Origin of the sequence: Streptomyces sp. NPDC007088 (assembly GCF_042869355.1) — a bacterium.
Taxonomy (GTDB): domain Bacteria; phylum Actinomycetota; class Actinomycetes; order Streptomycetales; family Streptomycetaceae; genus Streptomyces.
This window is the reverse complement of the sequence record NZ_JBIAFO010000027.1, coordinates 1-17,854: the sequence shown is the minus strand read 5'-3', so window position 1 is coordinate 17,854 and position 17,854 is coordinate 1. Positions and strand designations below refer to the sequence as shown.

At 72.5% G+C, this 17,854-nt stretch carries 19 protein-coding genes and 2 tRNA genes; 10 read left to right on the top strand and 11 right to left on the bottom strand.

Annotation, left to right across the window (positions count from 1 at the left end; translation table 11 throughout):
• Nucleotide 1: 1 nt before the first annotated feature.
• A complete protein-coding gene (locus ACFYMP_RS29065; RefSeq protein ID WP_388863118.1) occupies nucleotides 2-688 on the top strand; it encodes a class F sortase in 687 nt (228 codons plus the stop codon).
• 115 nt (nucleotides 689-803) lie between these two features.
• On the opposite strand, the gene ACFYMP_RS29060 is transcribed toward ACFYMP_RS29065, so the two are convergent.
• Nucleotides 804-877: transfer RNA gene (locus ACFYMP_RS29060), tRNA-Lys, on the bottom strand.
• A 198-nt stretch (nucleotides 878-1,075) separates the two neighbouring features.
• On the opposite strand from ACFYMP_RS29060, the gene ACFYMP_RS29055 reads away from it, so the two are divergent.
• The gene (locus ACFYMP_RS29055) at nucleotides 1,076-2,359 is read left to right on the top strand and encodes a peptidoglycan-binding protein (protein WP_388863117.1); all 1,284 of its coding nucleotides are present in this window, start codon (nucleotides 1,076-1,078) and stop codon (nucleotides 2,357-2,359) included.
• A 47-nt stretch (nucleotides 2,360-2,406) separates the two neighbouring features.
• Nucleotides 2,407-3,816, top strand: coding sequence for an SPFH domain-containing protein (locus ACFYMP_RS29050; RefSeq protein ID WP_388863116.1), 1,410 nt, complete (start codon nucleotides 2,407-2,409; stop codon nucleotides 3,814-3,816).
• Nucleotides 3,817-3,965: 149 nt separating this feature from the next.
• Here ACFYMP_RS29050 and ACFYMP_RS29045 read toward each other — a convergent pair.
• Both ACFYMP_RS29045 and ACFYMP_RS29040 read right to left on the bottom strand, forming a co-directional pair.
• A tRNA-Lys gene (locus ACFYMP_RS29045) sits at nucleotides 3,966-4,039 on the bottom strand.
• Nucleotides 4,030-4,446, bottom strand: a complete 417-nt coding sequence (locus ACFYMP_RS29040; protein WP_388863115.1) for a hypothetical protein — start codon at nucleotides 4,444-4,446, stop codon at nucleotides 4,030-4,032. The genes ACFYMP_RS29045 and ACFYMP_RS29040 overlap by 10 nt, the downstream gene beginning before the upstream one ends.
• 139 nt (nucleotides 4,447-4,585) lie before the next feature.
• Between ACFYMP_RS29040 and ACFYMP_RS29035 the strand changes: the two genes are divergently transcribed.
• Nucleotides 4,586-5,059: a hypothetical protein gene (locus ACFYMP_RS29035; RefSeq protein ID WP_388863114.1), complete on the top strand. Its 474-nt coding sequence runs from the start codon at nucleotides 4,586-4,588 to the stop codon at nucleotides 5,057-5,059.
• Nucleotides 5,060-5,149: 90 nt separating this feature from the next.
• Here the strand turns inward: ACFYMP_RS29035 and ehuA are convergent, their stop codons facing one another.
• The 4 genes from ehuA to ehuB form a co-directional block, all read right to left on the bottom strand.
• Nucleotides 5,150-5,998 carry an ectoine/hydroxyectoine ABC transporter ATP-binding protein EhuA gene (ehuA, locus tag ACFYMP_RS29030; RefSeq protein WP_388863113.1) on the bottom strand — a complete coding sequence of 283 codons (849 nt, stop codon included), beginning with the start codon at nucleotides 5,996-5,998 and terminating at the stop codon, nucleotides 5,150-5,152.
• On the bottom strand, nucleotides 5,988-6,632 hold the full coding sequence (ehuD, locus tag ACFYMP_RS29025; RefSeq protein ID WP_388863112.1) for an ectoine/hydroxyectoine ABC transporter permease subunit EhuD: 645 nt from the start codon (nucleotides 6,630-6,632) through the stop codon (nucleotides 5,988-5,990). Before ehuD ends, ehuA begins: the two co-directional genes overlap by 11 nt.
• The gene (gene ehuC / locus ACFYMP_RS29020) at nucleotides 6,629-7,363 is read right to left on the bottom strand and encodes an ectoine/hydroxyectoine ABC transporter permease subunit EhuC (protein WP_388863111.1); all 735 of its coding nucleotides are present in this window, start codon (nucleotides 7,361-7,363) and stop codon (nucleotides 6,629-6,631) included. The genes ehuD and ehuC overlap by 4 nt, the downstream gene beginning before the upstream one ends.
• Nucleotides 7,364-7,462: 99 nt before the next feature.
• Nucleotides 7,463-8,359, bottom strand: a complete 897-nt coding sequence (ehuB, locus tag ACFYMP_RS29015; protein ID WP_388863110.1) for an ectoine/hydroxyectoine ABC transporter substrate-binding protein EhuB — start codon at nucleotides 8,357-8,359, stop codon at nucleotides 7,463-7,465.
• 186 nt (nucleotides 8,360-8,545) lie between these two features.
• Here ehuB and ACFYMP_RS29010 point away from each other — a divergent pair, with 186 nt between their 5' ends.
• The gene (locus ACFYMP_RS29010) at nucleotides 8,546-9,049 is read left to right on the top strand and encodes a DUF3830 family protein (protein ID WP_388863109.1); all 504 of its coding nucleotides are present in this window, start codon (nucleotides 8,546-8,548) and stop codon (nucleotides 9,047-9,049) included.
• Between the two features lie 51 nt (nucleotides 9,050-9,100).
• Here the strand turns inward: ACFYMP_RS29010 and ACFYMP_RS29005 are convergent, their stop codons facing one another.
• Both ACFYMP_RS29005 and ACFYMP_RS29000 read right to left on the bottom strand, forming a co-directional pair.
• Nucleotides 9,101-10,597: an amidase gene (locus ACFYMP_RS29005; RefSeq protein ID WP_388863108.1), complete on the bottom strand. Its 1,497-nt coding sequence runs from the start codon at nucleotides 10,595-10,597 to the stop codon at nucleotides 9,101-9,103.
• A gap of 82 nt (nucleotides 10,598-10,679) precedes the next feature.
• On the bottom strand, nucleotides 10,680-11,675 hold the full coding sequence (locus ACFYMP_RS29000; protein ID WP_388863107.1) for a D-2-hydroxyacid dehydrogenase: 996 nt from the start codon (nucleotides 11,673-11,675) through the stop codon (nucleotides 10,680-10,682).
• Between the two features lie 394 nt (nucleotides 11,676-12,069).
• Between ACFYMP_RS29000 and ACFYMP_RS28995 the strand changes: the two genes are divergently transcribed.
• From ACFYMP_RS28995 to ACFYMP_RS28980, 4 genes are all read left to right on the top strand, one after another.
• Nucleotides 12,070-12,870 carry an aspartate/glutamate racemase family protein gene (locus ACFYMP_RS28995; RefSeq protein WP_388863106.1) on the top strand — a complete coding sequence of 267 codons (801 nt, stop codon included), beginning with the start codon at nucleotides 12,070-12,072 and terminating at the stop codon, nucleotides 12,868-12,870.
• Between the two features lie 61 nt (nucleotides 12,871-12,931).
• Entirely contained in the window at nucleotides 12,932-13,666 is a 735-nt protein-coding gene (locus tag ACFYMP_RS28990; protein ID WP_388863105.1) for a decarboxylase, read from the top strand.
• A 498-nt stretch (nucleotides 13,667-14,164) separates the two neighbouring features.
• On the top strand, nucleotides 14,165-14,518 hold the full coding sequence (locus ACFYMP_RS28985) for a beta/gamma crystallin domain-containing protein (protein WP_388863104.1): 354 nt from the start codon (nucleotides 14,165-14,167) through the stop codon (nucleotides 14,516-14,518).
• Between the two features lie 411 nt (nucleotides 14,519-14,929).
• The gene (locus tag ACFYMP_RS28980; RefSeq protein WP_388863103.1) at nucleotides 14,930-16,015 is read left to right on the top strand and encodes an LLM class flavin-dependent oxidoreductase; all 1,086 of its coding nucleotides are present in this window, start codon (nucleotides 14,930-14,932) and stop codon (nucleotides 16,013-16,015) included.
• A gap of 65 nt (nucleotides 16,016-16,080) precedes the next feature.
• Here ACFYMP_RS28980 and ACFYMP_RS28975 read toward each other — a convergent pair whose 3' ends face one another.
• Nucleotides 16,081-16,260 carry a DUF397 domain-containing protein gene (locus ACFYMP_RS28975; RefSeq protein WP_388863102.1) on the bottom strand — a complete coding sequence of 60 codons (180 nt, stop codon included), beginning with the start codon at nucleotides 16,258-16,260 and terminating at the stop codon, nucleotides 16,081-16,083.
• Nucleotides 16,257-17,072 carry a helix-turn-helix domain-containing protein gene (locus tag ACFYMP_RS28970; RefSeq protein WP_388863101.1) on the bottom strand — a complete coding sequence of 272 codons (816 nt, stop codon included), beginning with the start codon at nucleotides 17,070-17,072 and terminating at the stop codon, nucleotides 16,257-16,259. Before ACFYMP_RS28970 ends, ACFYMP_RS28975 begins: the two co-directional genes overlap by 4 nt.
• 90 nt (nucleotides 17,073-17,162) lie before the next feature.
• Here ACFYMP_RS28970 and ACFYMP_RS28965 point away from each other — a divergent pair, with 90 nt between their 5' ends.
• Nucleotides 17,163-17,633 (top strand): ATP-binding protein, encoded by a 471-nt coding sequence (locus ACFYMP_RS28965; protein WP_388863100.1) that lies wholly within the window; start codon nucleotides 17,163-17,165, stop codon nucleotides 17,631-17,633.
• Nucleotides 17,634-17,854 lie beyond the last annotated feature (221 nt).

Below are 17,854 nucleotides of genomic sequence, written 5' to 3'. Positions count from 1 at the left end.
CGTGGGCGGGGCCGACGTGGGCCGGGGCGAGGGCCGTCCGGGGCGCCGCCCCGGCGGCGGCCGCGCGGTCACCGCGCTGACCTGGGCCCTCCTGCTCCTCGGGCTGTGGCTGTGGGGCAGGCACTCCGGGCTGACCGGCGGGCCCACCCCCTCCGCGCAGGGCGCCACCACCGGCCACCCTCCCGGCTTCGCCGGGCCGCCCGCGCACGAGCCCCTCGACCCGGTCACACCCGTACGCGTCGAGATCCCCTCGATACACGTCCGGGCCCCCGTCGCCGCGCGCGGCCTCGACAAGGCGGGGGCGATCGACCCGCCGCCGTACGGCAACCCCGGGCTCGTCGGCTGGTACGGCGGCGGGGTACGCCCGGGGGCGCGCGGCGCGGCGCTGCTCGTCGGGCACGTCGACACCGACACCCGGCCCGCCGTCTTCTACCACCTCTCGACGCTCCGGCCCGGCGACCGCGTCCGCGTCACCCGCAGGGACGGCTCGCGCGCCGAGTTCACCGTCGACGACGTCCAGGTCCTCGACCGCGCCGGGTTCGACGCGCGCCGCGCGTACGGGCCGCGCGACGCGAACCACTCCGAACTGCGGATCATCACGTGCGGCGGCGACTTCGACCGCGCACACCGTACGTACACCGCGAACGTCGTCGTCTCGGCGTACCTCACGGGCGCCGCCCCCCGCTGACCACCGCCGCGCCCGGTTCGGAACGGAACGGACCCACGCGGCCCCCCCCACCGGCGCCGGGACCTCACGGACGTACGAAAAGGCCCCCCGCCAAAGCGAGGGGCCTTCGTGTCGGTGCGCCGCCAGGGACTCGAACCCCGGACCCGCTGATTAAGAGTCAGCTGCTCTAACCAACTGAGCTAGCGGCGCCTGCTGACCTGGAGAACTTTACCGGACGCCGGAGGGTGCTGTGTGCCGGGCCGGGGTCCGGCGCTGGTGGCGGGGGCCGGGAGGCGGCGGGGCGGGTGTGGCATTCGGGTCGTCAACATGCGGTCCGGGCAAGGCGTTGGAAAACTGACGTTCCGACAGATTCCCGATGTTCTGCCCCTGAGGTGTGACGTGAATCTCATGACCGGTCCGTCGTTCGAGGAGTTCCTCCCGGAGGCGGACTGCCCCTGCCCAGGCTGCGCGCGGGAGCGCGGCGGCACGTCCCGGCCGCGGGCCCGGCCCCGCGGCCGCCCGGGGACGCGGGCCGCCCGGCACGCGCTCGTGGCGGCCCTCGCCGCCTCCTCCGTCCTCGGCCTCGCACCGGCCGCCGTCCCGGCGCCCGCGGCGCGGCCCGCCCCGGCCGGTTCCGCCGCCGGCGCGGGGGACGCCGCGGGCACGTGGCAGGGCGGGGCGGGACCGCTCCAGGGCGGGGCCGCGCCCGCGGACCCCGGGGAGCGGGGCGGGCCGGTCGCGCGGACCACCAGGGCGGCGATCATCGCGCGGGCCAAGTCGTGGGTCGCGCAGGGCGTGCCCTACAGCCTGACCGCCTTCCACTCGGACGGGTACCGGCAGGACTGCTCGGGCTTCGTCTCGATGGCCTGGGGCCTGGGCTCCAACCAGTGGACGGGCAGCCTCCCCTCCTTCGGCACCCGCATCACCAAGGCGCTCCTGCGGCCCGGCGACATCCTGCTCTTCCACAATCCGGCCGACCCGGAGAAGGGCTCGCACGTCACGGTCTTCGGCGGCTGGGAGGACTCCGCGCACACCCGGTACACGGCGTACGAGCAGACCCCGCCCGGCACCCGGCGCCAGTCCACCCCGTACGCCTACTGGACCAACTCCGCCCAGTACGTCCCCTACCGTCCCGACCACCTCGCCTCCGGTACGGGCGGCTCCCGGGCGGAGCACGGGGCGTACCCGGGGGCGGGCGCGCTCGGGCCCGGAGCGCGGGGGCACGCGGTGACCCGGCTCGGCGACATGCTGGTGCGGCGCGGCGGCGGCCGCTTCTACGCGGTGGGCCCGGGGCCGCGCTGGAGCGAGAGCGACCGGCGGGCGACCCGGGCCTTCCAGCGCGCCCAGGGCTGGAGGGGCGAACCGGCCGACGGCCTGCCCGGCTCCCGCACCTGGGAGTACCTGATCACCGGGCGCGGCAAGGACATCCCCGCCGCCGCGTCCTCCCGCGCGCTGCCCCGGTACCCGGGTGCGGAGGCTTTCCGCCCCGGCCGCCCGGACCCCGCCGTCACCCGGCTCGGCCGCCGCCTCGTGGAGAAGGGGTTCGGCGGGTTCTACGCGGTAGGACCGGGCCCCCGCTGGGGAGAGTCCGACCGGCGGGCGACCCGGGCCTTCCAGCGCGCCCAGGGCTGGCGCGGCGCGTCGGCCGACGGCCACCCGGGCCCCGAGACCTGGCGCCGCCTCTTCTCCTGACACCCGGCGGGAGACGGAACTCCGTCCGCGAACCGAGGAGACACACGATGAGCACGACGACACCGCAGGACGGGACACGCGACGAGGACGGGACGAGGGAGGGGGACGGAACACGCGGCGAGGGCGCCCGGCGGCGCGCGGCGACGGGCGCCCGCCTCGCCGGGGAGGCCCCTGCGGCGGGGCCGCCCCGTCACGAGTCCACGATGGAGATCCCGGTGCACCTCCTGTTCCGCGACGACCCGCGCCACGGCCTCCGCGACGACCTCCGCGACGGGCCCGGGGGCGGCCTCGCGGCCGCACCGGCGGACGGAGCGGCGGACGGAGCGGAGGCGGGCCCGCCGGACGGGCCGGGGGACGGACTCGTGCACGGCGTGGGAGGGCTCTCCCTCCTCCCGCCCGCCGCCGGGCCGTCAAGCGCGCCGCGCTGGGACCGGTGGCGCCCCGCGGCCCCCGGCCGCTCCCCGGGCGCCCGCGCGGGCCGGGGCGCCACCGAAGACGCCCCGGACGCCGGCCCCGCGCCGGGCCGCCGCCCAGGGCGCCCGAAGAAGGAGACGGCGCCGTGGGGGCGTCCGCGTGGCGGTGACCGGGTGGCGCCCGTCCCGAGCCCCGACGAGCGCCCCGCCCTGTCGCTGCCGGGGCTGCCGGTGCTCGCGGCGGGGCTGCTGGCCACGGTCGGCGCGGTGGGCCTGCTGTGGCGGGAGCGTCCCGAGCCGGGCCCGGCGACCGTGCTGGCCGCGCTGCTGTGCGGGGTACTGGCCCTGTTCGCCTTCGCCGGACTGGAACGCGGCCGGGTCGGTACGGCCACGGTACTGACGCTCGCGGGCCGCTACCGGGGCACCGTCCGGCGCACCGGCCTGCTGTGGGCCGACCCGCTGCCGCGCCGCCGCCCCGTGGACGTACGGCTGCGGCACTGGCGCAGCGAGCCGATGCCGGCCGTGGACGCGCGCGGGGTCGGGCTGCGCGTCGTCCTGCTCGTGGTGTGGCGGGTCGCGGACACCGCGCGCGCGGGCTTCGCCGTCGAGGACCACGCCGCGTACCTGCGCGACACCGTCGAGTCGGCGGCCGGCGCCGTCCTGGCCCGCCTCCCGATGGACGCCCCGGCGGGCAGCCCCTCACTGCGCGACACCGAGGCGCTCGGCGCGGCCCTCACCCGGCAGGTCGCCGCCGACGCGGAACCGGTGGGCCTCGACATCGAGGCGGTACGGCCGCTGCGCCTCGTCTACGCCCCCGAGTTCGCCTCCGCCATGCACCGCACCCGGATCGCCGCGCTCGACGCCGACCACCGCGAGGCCACACTCACCACCGTCCTGGACGCGGTCGAGGACACCCTCGCCCAGCTCACCGCGCGCGGACTGGCCCCCATCGACGAGGCCGGGCGCCGCACCCTCGTGAAGGACCTCACGGTGGCGTTCTGGGAGGGACGGGGCGGGGAGCGCTGGGATCAGGGGGTGGGGTAGGCGTCCCGGTGACGACCGACGGCGGGAATCCGGGGGACCGGCGGCCGTTCCCGAGGGTGTACACGGCCCGGTGCCCGCCGGCCGGCCGCCTGATCCGGTCGCGCGGACACGAAGAAGCCCCCCGCCAAAGCGAGGGGCCTTCGTGTCGGTGCGCCGCCAGGGACTCGAACCCCGGACCCGCTGATTAAGAGTCAGCTGCTCTAACCAACTGAGCTAGCGGCGCTTGCTGACGTGGAAATCATACCCAAGGTTTCGGGGTGCCCGGGACCACCCCGGCGACGGCCCCACCGGGCGCTGTATCGCCAGGGACAGCAGGACCGGGGTGGCGCCCCGGTTCAGGGTGTCCGCCGCCCGGTAGAGGCGGTGCGCGTGCTCGCACTCGCTGTTGAGGGAGGAGCCGAGCAGGGACAGCGTCTCGCCGGTGACGTACCCGCCGTCGCTCAGGCGCTCGACGTAGCCCTCGGCGCGCAACATCTCCAGCAGGGCGGCGAGGCGGTCCGGGGGCAGACCGGTGTCCCGCTCGACGTCGGCGGGCGCCGCCCCGGTCCCGTGCCGGGAGATCGTCCCCAGGACCCGCGGGGCGTCCCGCACCGACCGGTGCGGCTTCGGCGGCTCGTGTGTCAACGGCACGTCCTCCCCCTGCTGCGGATTTATGCATTCCTTTTGCGGCGATTATCTGGACAAGGCGTTGTTGCCCGGGAACCCGGGAGATAGTTTCGGTGCCGCGGGCGGAATGCGCGTGGTTCGGCCGACGATGGGGGAGTGCGCTGTGAAGCTGAATTCCAGGAGGATCAGGACGGGGATCGCGGTCGGGGCGATGGCCTCCGCCGCCGTGGTGTGGGCCGTGGGCCCGGCCGCCGCGCTGACGGTGTACAAGGAGCACGCGCGCGCGGCGGCCGGGCCGCCCGACAGCACGTCGAAGGCGCCGTGTGTCACGGTCCTGAACGAGAAACACCAGACGGGGGCGCAAGGCTGTTTCGAGAAGTACGGGGACGTGTTCTGGATCAAGGACAGGGCGGCCGACGGACACCACGTCGAGATGTCGGGAACGACCAACAGCCAGGAGGGGAAGGTCGGCTTCCGCTGTTGGGAGGACGGCGGTTCCGCGGCCGGGTGGCAGAAGTGCACCAGTTTCTCGGGGAAAATACCCGAGACCTCCACGGAGAGGGTGATTTACACGGTGGCGATCTACGAGGGCAGTAAGTACATCAACGGCATCACGCAGATCTCGGCGACGAAATAGCCGGCCGCGGGCCGTCGTCAAGCGCAAAGGGCGCACCGGGGAATTCCCGGTGCGCCCTTTGCGTAGGTGCCGGTCGCTCGCGGGGGCCGGTCACAGCACCGCGCGCAGAAACTCCTGGGTGCGGTCGTGCTCGGGCGCGGTGAAGATCTGCTCGGGCGAGCCGGACTCGATGACGCGCCCCGAGTCGAACATCATGACGCGGTCCGAGATGTCCCGCGCGAAGTTCATCTCGTGGGTCACGCACAGCATCGTGATCTCGGTGCTCGTGGCGATGTCCCGCAGGACGTCCAGGACCCCCGCGACCAGCTCCGGGTCGAGGGCCGAGGTCACCTCGTCGAGCAGCAGGATCTCGGGCCGCATCGCGAGGGCGCGGGCGATGGCCACGCGCTGCTGCTGGCCGCCGGAGAGCTGTGTGGGGTGCGCGTCGACCTTCTCGCGCAGCCCGACGAGGTCGAGCAGTTCGCGGGCGCGCTCCTCGGCCTCGGCGCGCGGGACGCCCAGGACGTTGACCGGGGCCTCGGTGATGTTCTGCAGCACGCTCATGTTGGGGAACAGGTTGAACTGCTGGAAGACCATGCCGATCTTCTTGCGGACCTGCCGCTGGTGCTTCTCGGTCGCGGGCTTCAGCTTCCCGTCGGGGGCGCGCAGGTGGCTCAGCGGTTCCCCGTCGACCCAGATCACCCCGTCGCTGACCTTCTCCAGGGTCATCAGCAGCCGCAGGATCGTGGTCTTGCCCGAGCCGGAGGGCCCGATGAGCGTGACGTGCTGTCCGCGCTGGACGGTGAAGTCGAGGTGGTCGAGGACGACGTGGTCCCCGTACCGCTTCACCACCTGCTCGAAGTGGACGAGGCCGGCCGAGGCGTCCCGTCCGCTCAGGGGCGTCTCCTCGCGGGGGGCCGGCACCGGCTTGTCGGTCGGCTGCACGGGTTCAGTGGCCAAGGCGCTTCTCCAGCTTTCTCATCAGCAGCGAGGTCGGGTAGCTCGCCACCAGGAAGATCAGTCCCGCGAGGGTGAAGGTCTCCGCGTACGCGAAGTGCGCCGAGCCGTACTCGCGGGCCTGCAGGACCATCTCGCCGACCGTGATGACGGCCAGGAGCGGGGTCTCCTTGAACATGGCGATGGCGTAGTTGCCGAGTGCGGGAAGGACGTTGCGCACCGCCTGCGGCAGGATCACGGCCTGCCAGGTGCGGCGCGGCGACATCGACAGCGCGCGGCACGCCTCCCACTGCCCCTTCGGCACCGCGTCGATGCCGGCGCGGTACGCCTCGCCCATGTACGAGGCGTAGTGGACACCGAGTACGACGATCCCGATGACCAGGGGCTCGACGGTGTTGAAGACCGCCCAGGTTCCGGCGAGCTGGACCAGGAGCGGAGTGGAGCGGATGAACTCCATGACCGCCTTGACCGGCAGCCGCACCCAGCGGGTCGGGGCCCGGCCCGCCATCGCGACGAACAGGCCGAGGACGGCGGCGACGAGGGTGCCGAGCGCGGTGGCCAGCAGCGTCGTCCAGAAGCCGTCGAGCAGGAGGGGGAAGGAATCGCCGAACGCGTCCCATTTCCACTCGTAGTTCACTTGACACCCCCGGTGGGCGCGGAGGCCAGTTCAGCGCTGCGGCTGCGCAGCAGCCCGCCCGGATCGCGCTGTCCCAGCCGGGACTTGGCGGCGCGTTCCAGGGCGTTCATCGCGAGCGTCAGCGCGTAGGCGAGCAGGAAGTAGATGACCAGCAGCGTCAGATAGGCCCAGGCGGTCGCGCCCGTACGGTCGCGCAGCTCCTGGACCACGGCCGTCAGGTCGGCCGCCGTGATCAGCCACATCAGCGGGGTCGCCTTCAGCAGCATGATCAGCAGATTGGTGAAGGACGGGATCATCTGCACCCACGCCTGGGGCAGGATCACCCGGCGCATCCGCTGGAAGGGCGTCATGTTGAGGGCGATCGCCGCCTCGTACTGGGCCCTCGGCACGGCGTTGAGCGCGCCGCGCACCACCTCGGAGCCGTACGCCCCGTAGTTGAGGCCGAAGGCGACCACCCCGCAGAACAGGGGCGTCAGTTCGTAGCCGGTGAGCATCGGCAGCGCGTAGTACAGCCAGAAGAGCTGCACGTACAGGGAGGTGCCGCGGAAGAACTCCACGAGGACCCGGGACACCCCGCGCACCAGCATGGGGCGGCTGTTCGCCATGAAGCCGAAGACGAAGGACAGGACGAAGGCCGCGAGGCCGCCGAGCAGGGTCGCCTCCACGGTGACCCACAGGCCCGAGCCGACGTCGCCGATCCGGTCGAAGAAGAGCGAGAAGAAGTCACCCATGCGCCCGCGCCCCCCGCGTCCGCCTCGTCCGGGTGATCCTCCCCGGCCCGTGCGGGCCGCCGGCCGCGCGCGGGAGGGACAGGGACTGGTGCACGCTCATCAGCCCTTGCACAGGTCGGCGGTCTTCAGGTCCGCCGGGGGCGCCTCGGTCTCCGAGAAGCCGTACGGCTTGAGCAGTCGCGCGAACTCCGCCTTGTCCGAAGTGATCTTCTTGAGCTGCTCGTTGAAGGCGTCGCGCAGTTCCTCGCTGCCCTTGCGGAACACCGCGCCCCCGGGGCTGTACTGCTTCTTCCCGTCCAGCTCGGGCACGAAGGCCTCGGTGACCTCCAGGCCCGGGTTGGTCTTCGCGAGCCAGCGCAGCGAGATCCCGGTGAGCACGAAGGCGTCGACCCGGCCGCCCTTGACGGCGTCCGCCCCGTCCTGCTGCTTCTGGATCGTCTTGATCTTGCCGCCGGAGATCCCGGCGCCCTCGACGTAACTCTTCTCCACCGCACCGGACATGACGGCGAGCGTCGCGCCCGTGGCCTTCGCGGAGGCCAGGTCGGTGATCTTCTTCGGATTGCCCGCCTTGACCAGCATCGCGGTCGGCGAGATGAACTCGGGCTCCGAGAACAGGGCGTTCTCGCAGCGCTCGGGCGTGATCGCCATCCCCGCGCTGATCACGTCGTACTTCCCGGCCTGGAGTCCGGGGATCAGGCCGTCGAACTCCGAGAAGGTCGGGCGCAGTTCGTCCACACCGAGCGCCTTGAATATCCGGGCGTGCAGCGTCGGCGCCTCGCCCCTGAGCTTGCCGCCGTCCTTGTAGCCGTACGGCGCCTCGTTGGCGTACGCGACCTTCACGTACCCCTGCTTCTTCAGCTTGTCGAGGCCGCCACCGGAACCACCGGAGTCGGTCTTGCTGCACGCGGCGAGGAAACCGGACACGGACAGTGCGCCGCCGACAGCCGCGGTGCGGGTGAGGAAACCTCGCCTGGACAGGTGGGGGAACTCGGCCATGGGTGTGCTACCTCCGGGACGTGCACCTCGGTTGGATACAAGGGGGCCGCCTTCCCGAGGGCGGGAAACTATGCGGAAACCCCTGCCGGTGTGACCCGATGGTGGCCGGAAGGTGACCTTCCCGTTGTCATATCACGGAGAAATAGGGAGGTATGGCGATTGCCGTGACGGGGGAGGCTCCTGGGCATGGCTGAGCGATTCCTGGAAATCTCCCTCGACAAGCGTCAGGTGAGCTGTACGGCGAAGCTCCTCGACGACCGCGCCCCGATCACCTGCGCCGCCGTATGGGACGCACTGCCCCTCGCGGGCGACGTGTACCACGCGAAGTACGCGCGAAACGAGGTCTACGCCCTCTTCCCGCCCTTCGCGGCCGAGGAACCGCCCCTGGAGAACCCGACCGTCACCCCCATCCCCGGCGACCTCTGCTACTTCTCCTTCAACGGCACCCAGCTCGGCAGCCAGGCGTACGGCTACGGGTCGACCGGCGCGGGCGTGCGGGCCGGGGCGACCCTCGTGGACCTCGCGCTGTTCTACGAGCGCAACAACCTCCTGATCAACGGCGACCTCGGCTGGATTCCCGGCATCGTGTGGGGCCAGGTCGTCGAAGGGCTCGACGCGATGGCGGACGCCTGCCAGGACCTGTGGCGCTCGGGCGCGGTCGGGGAGTCGCTGAGCTTCCGCCGGGCCTGACGGCGGGCGGCCGGGCCGGGGGGCGAAGAACGATCCCCGGCCCCGCCCCGCTCACAGCGCGGGCGCCGGTACGGAGTCCGCGACCCCCGCCTCGTACAGCGCGTGCGCCGCGCGCAGCACGAGCGCGTCCGCGTGCCGGGCCGCGACGAGCTGCACACCGACCGGCAGCCCCCGCGCGTCCACCCCGCACGGCACGGTCGCCGCCGGCTGCTGCGTCAGGTTGAACGGGTACGTGAACGGGGTCCAGCCCGTCCACCGCGCCAGCCCCGAACCGGCGGGCGTCTCGCGGCCCGCCTCGAAGGCGGTGAGCGGCAGCGTCGGCGTCACCAGCAGGTCGTACGTCTCGTGGAAACGGCCCATGCGCCGCCCCAGGTCCATCCGTGCGTCGACCGCCGCGAGGTAGTCCAGCGCGCTGTACCGCTCCGCCCGCGCGCACACCTCCGCGAGCCCCGGATCGAGCAGCGCCCGCTGCTCGGGCCCCAAGTGCTGGACCACGCGCGCCGCCCCCGCGAACCACAGGGTGTGGAAGGACCGCGAGGGATCGGTGAAGTCGGGGTCCGCCTCCTCCACGTACGCGCCGAGCCCCGCGAGCAGTTCCACCGCCCCGCGTACGGCGCGGGACACCCCGGGGTCCACCGCGACCTGCCCGCCCAGATGCGGCGAGTACGCGACGCGCAGCCCCCGCACCCCCTCGCGCAGCCCCGAGCGGAAACTGCCCGGGGCGGGCGGCAGCGCCGACCAGTCCCGCGCGTCGGGCCGCCCGATCACGTCCAGCATGAGCGCCGCGTCGGCCGCGTCCCGCGTCATCGGCCCGACGTGCGAGAGCGTCCCGTAGGCGCTCGCCGGGTACAACGGCACCCGCCCGTACGTCGGTTTGAGCCCGAAGATCCCGCAGAACGCGGCCGGTATCCGGATCGAGCCGCCCCCGTCCGTGCCCAGCGCCAGCGGGCCCGCGCCGATCGCGACGGCCGCCGCCGCGCCCCCGGAGGAGCCGCCCGAGGTGCGCGTCGAATCGTACGGATTGCGGGTGACGCCGGTCAGCGGGCTGTCCGTCACGCCCTTCCAGCCGAACTCCGGCGTCGTCGTCTTCCCGAGGAACACCGCGCCCTGCTCCCGCAGCCGCGCCACCGAGGGCGCGTCCTCCTCGCCGACCGAGGCGGGGACCGTACGCGAGCCGCGCCGGGTCGCCGTCCCGCGCTGCACCAGGATGTCCTTGACGGTGACCGGCACCCCGTCGAGCAGACCGGCCGGCTCCCCGCGCCGCCAGCGCCGCGCCGACTCCTCGGCCCGCGCGAGCGCGCCCGACGCGTCGACCCGGGTGAAGGCGTTGAGCGTGGGCTCCGCCGTCTCGATCCGCTCCAGCGCCGCCCGGGTCGCCTCCACCGGGTCGAAGGAACCGGAGCGGTAGCCCTCCAGCAGTTGTACGGCGCTGAGCGCCGAGAGCCCGGAACGCCCCGCGAGCGCCGCACCACCACCGGCCTCCGCGAACTCCGTGGGCCGCGCGGGCTCTGCCCCGCCCGTCTCTCCTGTAGCCGTCCGCTCGGTCAACTGGCCTCCCCTGTCGGGTACCTCTGCCGGGTGCTGCGCGCAGTACCGCGCCGGCTCGCCCCGCCGGACGCGGCACGTGGTCTCAGGCGCCTGGGACATACCCACGTTCCTTGTCGACCACGTTCCACAGCGGCTTTCCGTCCGCCCAAGCCTCGTACAGATCCACGAACTGCGCACCGAGCCGGTCGCGCCAGCCCGCCACGTCCCCGCTCATGTGCGGCGAGACCAGCAGGCCGGGGGCCGTCCACAGCGGGCTGTCGGCGGGCAGCGGCTCGTGCTGGAACACGTCGAGCGCGGCACCGGCCAGCGAGCGACTGGTGAGCGCGGTCAACAATGCCTCCTCGTCCACGAGTTGACCACGCCCGATGTTGAGGAAGTGCGCGGAGGGCTGGAGCAGGGCGAAGCGGCGCGCGCCGAACATGCCCCGGGTCTCCTCGGTGAGCGGGGCCGCGCACACCACCCAGTCGGCGCGGGCCAGCAGCCGGTCCAGGTCCTCGGGACCGTGCACCCCGGCGCGCGCCCGCCGCCCCACGAGCGCCGTCGTGACACCGAGCGCCCCCAGGGTCGTGGTGACGGCCCGTCCGATCGGTCCGGTGCCCACGACACAGGCCCGCGTCCCGGCCACCGAACGGCTCTCGCGGTGCCTCCACTCGCGCCGCCGCTGGGCCTCCAGCGTGCCCGGCAGGTCCTTGGCCAGGGCGAGGACGAGGGCGGCGACGTACTCGGCGATCGGCTGGTCGAAGACGCCCCGCGCGTTGGTCACCACGGTGTCGCTCGCGGCGAGTTCAGGACACAGCAGCCGGTCGACGCCCGCGCTCGCCGTATGTGTCCACAGCGGCCGCCGCCCCCCGCCCGGCCAGGCGTCCCGTACCGCGTCCGACAGGAAGTCCCAGACCAACAGGACGTCCGCTCGCGGGAGTTCGGCGGCCAGTCCGGCCTCGTCGGTGTACGCGACCTCGGCCCGGCCCAGGAGGGCGCCCAGGCGCGGGCGGGGCGTTCCCGGCGGCCCGTCGAGCACGAGAACCCGAGGCCGGGACGGGCGCGGGCGGCTCGCGCCGCGGTGGGCGGAGACCGACATACCGGGGAAACCGTTTCGCAATCCGGGTTCGCTTCCCTGAGTGGGTGACCGCACCCGGAAGGAGGGCGCGGAGCGTCCGGAAGACGCTGATTGACCACGCTCGCAGCCGGCCCTACCTTCGTCAACACGCCCCCCACAGGGGCGGAAGAACCACTCGTACCACCGGGTGACGGCGTACCCGTACCGCGGTGGAGCGCTGCTCCCGCGCGGCCGGAAGCCCCCCGCCACCAGCGGTTTCCGCAAGGTTCTGTCCCGACGTCCCCGCCTTCGCCGGTGTCCCGATCGGCTCCGTATCCACCGGGCTCGACCTGTGCCGGCCCGGCCGCACCTCCCGGCCGCCGGCCGGCCTCCTCCCGCCATGATCGAGCTGTTCGACCGAACAATGGGGCCAGCTATGGACGTCTCCTTTCTCGGTGGACCCCACCCGCAGCGCGGTGTGGGTGTCGTCGCCCCCTTCGACTTCGCCCTCGACCGCGAACTGTGGCGCTGGGTGCCCGACGAGGTGTCGCTGCACCTCACCCGTACCCCCTTCGTCCCCGTCGAGGTGAGTCTCGACCTCGCGCGGCTGGTCAGCGAGCACGAGACGCTGCGCGACGCGACCCGCGCGCTGAGCGCCGCCGAACCCCGGGTCCTCGCCTACGCGTGCACCTCGGGCAGTTTCGTCGGCGGCGTCGCCGGGGAGCGCGCGATGTGCCAGGCGATGGAGAGCGGCGGCGAGGTGCCCGCGCTCACCACCTCGGGCGCCCTCCTGGAGGCGCTCACGGAACTGGGGGTGCGGCGCGTCGCGATCGTCACCCCTTACACCCGTTCCGTCACGCAGTCCCTGGAGGACTACCTCGCCGAGGCCGGTGTCACCGTGGCCGGCCGGGAGGGGCTGGGGCTGACCCGGCACATCTGGAAAGTCCCCTACCGCGACGTGGCCGACATGGCGCGTCATGCTGGGAGGGGAACGGCGGACGCGGGGCCGCCGGAGGCGCTGTTCATCAGCTGTACGAATCTGCCCACCTACGACGTGATCCCCCAGTTGGAGGCGGAACTGCGGATACCGGTGCTGTCCGCCAATCAGGTGACGATGTGGGCCGCGCTGCGCCGGATCGGGGCCGGGGCCGTGGGCCCGTACCAGGCTCTGCTGAGCGAGGCGGCGCGCGGCTCGCTCGCGCTGCCGGAGGGTCCGCCCGCACTGCCCGAACTCTGAGTGGGTAGGCGCACAGGACGCAGCGCACCGACGACCGCGTCGCAGAGGAAGGGAGCACGAAGTGACCTCACTCGGATTCCTGTATCCGGGCCACTCCGCCGAGGACGACTACCCGAGGATCGAGCAGATCCTCGCGAGTGACATCCGGCTGCCACTGGTCCACACCGATATCGGGGAGGACGCGCACCGGGTCGACGCCCTCCTGGAGATGGGCTCCGCCAAGCGGCTCGCGGGCGGGGTCGAGGAACTACGGCTCGCGGGGGCCGAGGCCGTCGTCTGGGCCTGCACGAGCGGCAGCTTCGTCTTCGGCTGGGAGGGCGCGCAGGAACAGGTGGACAACCTCGCGGCCGTCGCGGGCCTGCCCGCCTCCAGCACGAGTTTCGCCTTCGCGCGGGCGGCGGCCGAGATCGGCGTCCGCAAGGTCGCCGTGGCCGCGACCTACCCAAAGGACGTGGCCGCCCACTTCGTCTCCTTCCTGGCCTCCGCCGGCATCGAGGTGGTGTCGTTGAAGGGCGCGGGCGTCATCACGGCGGCCGAGGTCGGCACCTGGGGCCGCGAGGAGGTCCTGCGCCTGGCCCGCGAGGGCGACCATCCGGACGCCGAGGCGGTCCTGCTGCCGGATACGGCCCTGCACACGGCGGCGTACCTGCGCGACCTGGAGGAGGCCCTCGGCAAGCCCGTCCTCACCGCGAATCAGGTCACGGTGTGGGAGGCCCTGCGCCTCACGTCCCGCAAGGTGCGGGAACCCTCCCTCGGCACGCTCTTCACGCAGAAGCCGGTGGTGACGGCGCCCTGAGACGGGGCGGCGTACGGCCTGACGGCTCCGCTGGACGCGGGCCGAGGTGACGGAGCCGCTGGACGCGGGCCGAGGTGACGGACGGCGCCGTGACGAGCGGTGACCGGCCCGCGTGAGCCCGAGGGAGGGCGGCAGGCCCCCCGCCCCCGAGAGAGGGCGGCAGGCCCCCCGCCCCTCATTCCTTCTTCCTCGCCGACGGCCGAGGGCGTCAACCGGCGTCCTCGGCCGTCGGCGTTCTCGATCTTGCGGGCTTACCCCCCGAGCGCGTGTGCCCACGTGACCAGCGCGGTTACCGGTTCGTTCCCCGGATGAAGTCCTCCGCGGACTTCCGGCGCCCGCTTCGGCGGGCGGTGTCCTGGGGCTCTGCGGCGCTACCCGCGGAGGGGCGGCGGAACCCGAGGGCACGGAAGCGGCCACCTCACCCGCGGGGCGACTCACGGTGACGAGAAGAGGCCACTTCTCCGCTGTCCGGTTCGACACTCGCATTGAGGAGAGCCTGTGATCTCGACAACGAAGAGGGCCATGCGGTCCGGGGCCGTGGCCTTCGCCGCGGCAGCCGCGTTCACCATGACCGTGCCGACCGGTGACGCCTTCGCCATCGACCACATCCCGTGCCGCGCAGGGGAGAACTACCTGAAGATCTGGTCGCACCTCAACGGGCGCACGAGCGTCGACTGCTACGCCAACCGCGGGAAGACCAACTTCGGCGGCTGGTGGGTCGACAAGATCTCCACGGGCAACAACGACCTGATCTACTCCGACGCCAACGGCGACTCGGTGAAGATCGATCGCTGGCACGAGATCTCCTTCCCGAACCGCCCCCCGAAGGTCAACGCCATCGAAATCCTGTAACCGGGAACCCGGTAACCGAGCTGCCGGGCCGGCGCCCGGACATCAGCCGGTGACACGCACCTCCGTCTCCCGTCGGCCGGCGCCGCCGGGAGGCGGAGGCTGCTTCTTTCGAGCCCCTTCCCGTCTGCGCTGCCGCGAGACGGGCACTGCTTCTCTCTAGGCCGTCCCCGGTTGCCGCCGCAGCGAGACGGGGACTCCCTCTTCTTCGTGCCCGCCCTCGACGGCGCCCCACCCGGGAAACGCGGGTCCTCCTTCTTCTTTTGAGCCCGTCCGGCGATTGAGGACACCGCGCGGAGCGCGGAAGCCGGCGACAGCGCGACAGCGCGCAGGGAACAGTCGCCGGGAATAACCGGAGCCGCCCTCCCGTTACACCCTTCCGCACACCCAGCCGCACGCAGGAAGGCCCACCCGGTGGACGAGATCCGAGGCGAAGCCCAAGGCACCGCCCCCGTACCCCTCTCCGTACTCGACCTCGTCACGGTCGGTGCGGGGCACAGCGCCGGTGAGGCCCTCGCCACCGGAGTGGAGATCGCGAAGACGGCGGAGCGGCACGGCTATCACCGCTACTGGGTCGCCGAGCACCACTCGATGCCGGGCATCGCCTCGTCCTCCCCGGCGGTGATCCTCGCGCACATGGCCGCGCACACGGACCGTATCCGCCTCGGTTCGGGTGGCGTCATGCTCCCCAACCACGCGCCGCTCGTCATCGCCGAGCAGTTCGGCACGCTGGAGGCCCTGGCCCCCGGCCGCGTCGACCTGGGCCTGGGCCGCGCCCCCGGCACCGACGGCGCGACGGCCGCCGCCCTGCGCCGTACGGAGCGTCTGCACGAGGGCGCCGACGACTTCCCGCAGCAGCTCGCCGAACTGACCCGCTTCCTGGACGACGACTTCCCCGACGGCCACGCCTACCGCCGCATCCACGCGGTGCCGGGCCCGGTCCAGGCGACCTCGGCCGGCGCCGTGCAGTCCCCGCACCGCCCGCCGCTGTGGCTGCTCGGCTCCTCCGGCTTCAGCGCGCAGCTCGCCGCGATGCTGGGCCTGCCCTTCGCCTTCGCGCACCACTTCTCGGCGCAGAACACGATCCCGGCGCTGGACCTGTACCGGGAGAACTTCCGCCCCTCGGCCGTCCTCTCCGAGCCGTACGCCCTGATCGGTGTGGCCGCGCTCGCGACGGAGGACGAGAAGGAGGCCCGCCGCCAGGTCATGACGGGCGCGCTGAGCATGCTGCGCCTGCGCACCGGCCGCCCCGGACTGGTCCCGACCCCCGAGGAGGCCGAGGCGTACGAGTTCGGCCCGATGGAGGAGGACTTCGTGAACGGCTGGCTCTCCAACATCGTCCACGGCACCCCCGACGCCGTACGCGAGGGCCTGAACGACCTCCAGAAGCGCACCGGCGCCGACGAACTCATGATCACGGCGAACGCGCACGGCGGCGACATCCGCAAGCGCTCGTACGAGCTGATCGCCGAGTCGTACGGGATTCCGGCGACCGCCTGACCCGTACCCGCACGCGCACACTCATCGCGAGGCCGCACCCCGCCGGGGTGCGGCCTCCGCGCCGTTCAGTGCCCGGTGGCGCGGACGAACTCGGCCCAGGCGGAGGGGGCGAGGTGGAGATGCGGGGTGTCCGGGGTCTTGGAGTCGCGGACGTGGACGGTGTGGGGGAGGGGGGCGATCTCCACGCAGTTGCCGCCCTCGTTGTCGCTGTAAGTGGACTTGGTCCAGCTCAGCTCATCGCTCATAGCTCGCTTGCCACCTTTCCGATGTACTGCACGGATTCCTCGATGCTGAGGGCGTGCATCCGGATCATGCCATGCGTCTGAACCAGCTCACTCACCTTGCCCGCATCGGCGTAGAGAGCGCCGGTCTTGTGCCCCTCGATGTAGGCGTACCGGGAGTGGTCCGGGTTGTCGAGCAGGGTCAACGATCCCATCAGCGCCAGTCCGTTCGCAGCGTTCAACGGCAGGATCTGAACCCTCACGTTGAACAAGGAGGCGAGCTCCTGAAGGTGCTTCAACTGGGCACGCATCACGGCAGGCCCCCCGACCGCACTTCTTAGCGCCGCCTCGTAAATCACGAAAGTGTGCATGACCGTCCGGCGTGTACGCATGCGCTCCTTCCGTTCCAGGCGGGCCCGCACCCGGGTCTCGATCTCCTCCTCGTCCAGGGGCGGGCAGGTATCGACCATGAGCGCACGCAGGTATGGCTCGTCTTGGAGCAAGCCGGGAATCAGGAGAGCCTCGTAGTTCACGATGGCCAGCGCTTCCGCCTCCGCTGCCATGAACTCCCTGGCCCGCGAAGGAAACTTCTCCGGCTTCAGGTACTCCGTCGCGGCCAAAAGCTTCCCCTTGGCCCCGCACACCGCGTCCGCGATCTCCAGCAACCGCCTCGTCGGCTTCCGGCGGCCGTACTCCATCGACTTCACGTACTCGACGCCGTAGTTGCACTCGGCGGCGAGCTGTTCGCGGGTCAGCCCGGCCTCCTCGCGCCACAGCCTGACCTGACTGCCGGCGTACCGCCACGCCATGGGCGGTTCCGCCATCTCCTCGCTCACGGTTCTCTCCGTAAACCTCGGGGGTACAACGCGCAGCCGCACCCGGGTCGCTTCTACCGCACGTAACCAGAAAGGAACAGCCTGTGTGCTGTGAATCACTCAACGTCCCTCCCCAAGGGCGACATCGAATTCCGTCTCGGCCGCTCCCGCCGCACCCCGGCGCGGGCCAGAGAACTCTTCCGTGACCAGGCGCGCTGCTGGAAGCTCGCGGAGGAGGTGACGCGGACGGCCGAACTGCTGCTGAGCGAACTGGTCACCAACGCCGTCCTGCACGGCCGGGTCTCACCGGGCCGCGAGGTGTGGGTGCGGTGCGCGCTGTGGAAGGGGGGACCCTTGCGGGTGGAGGTCATGGACGCGGACGGACGCCTGCCCGCCCCCAGGGAGGAGCAGCCGGCGGAGGACGACGAGACCGGGCGCGGGCTGCGCATCGTCGCGACGCTCGCGGACCGCTGGGACGCCCACCCCAGGGAGTGCGGCATCGGCAAGACGGTGTGGTTCGAACTCGACGGCGTCTGGCCGGAAGCGAAGCCCGAGAGTGCCGCACAACGCCCTTCTTCGTGAACGGGTGTCCGTGGCAATGTGGCCACCGCAGAACGGCGTCGCGCGGGGGAGACGAGAGCGGTGGCTGCGTACCGTCCGACGGACTGGCACGTCCTGGACCTGGACAAGGACCCGGTACCGGGTGATCCGCAGCGAGTGAAGAAGCTCGCGGCCTCACTGCACGACTTCGCGGACGACGTGGCCCAAGTCCTGCGCGACATCAAGGGGATGGCGGGCGAGGA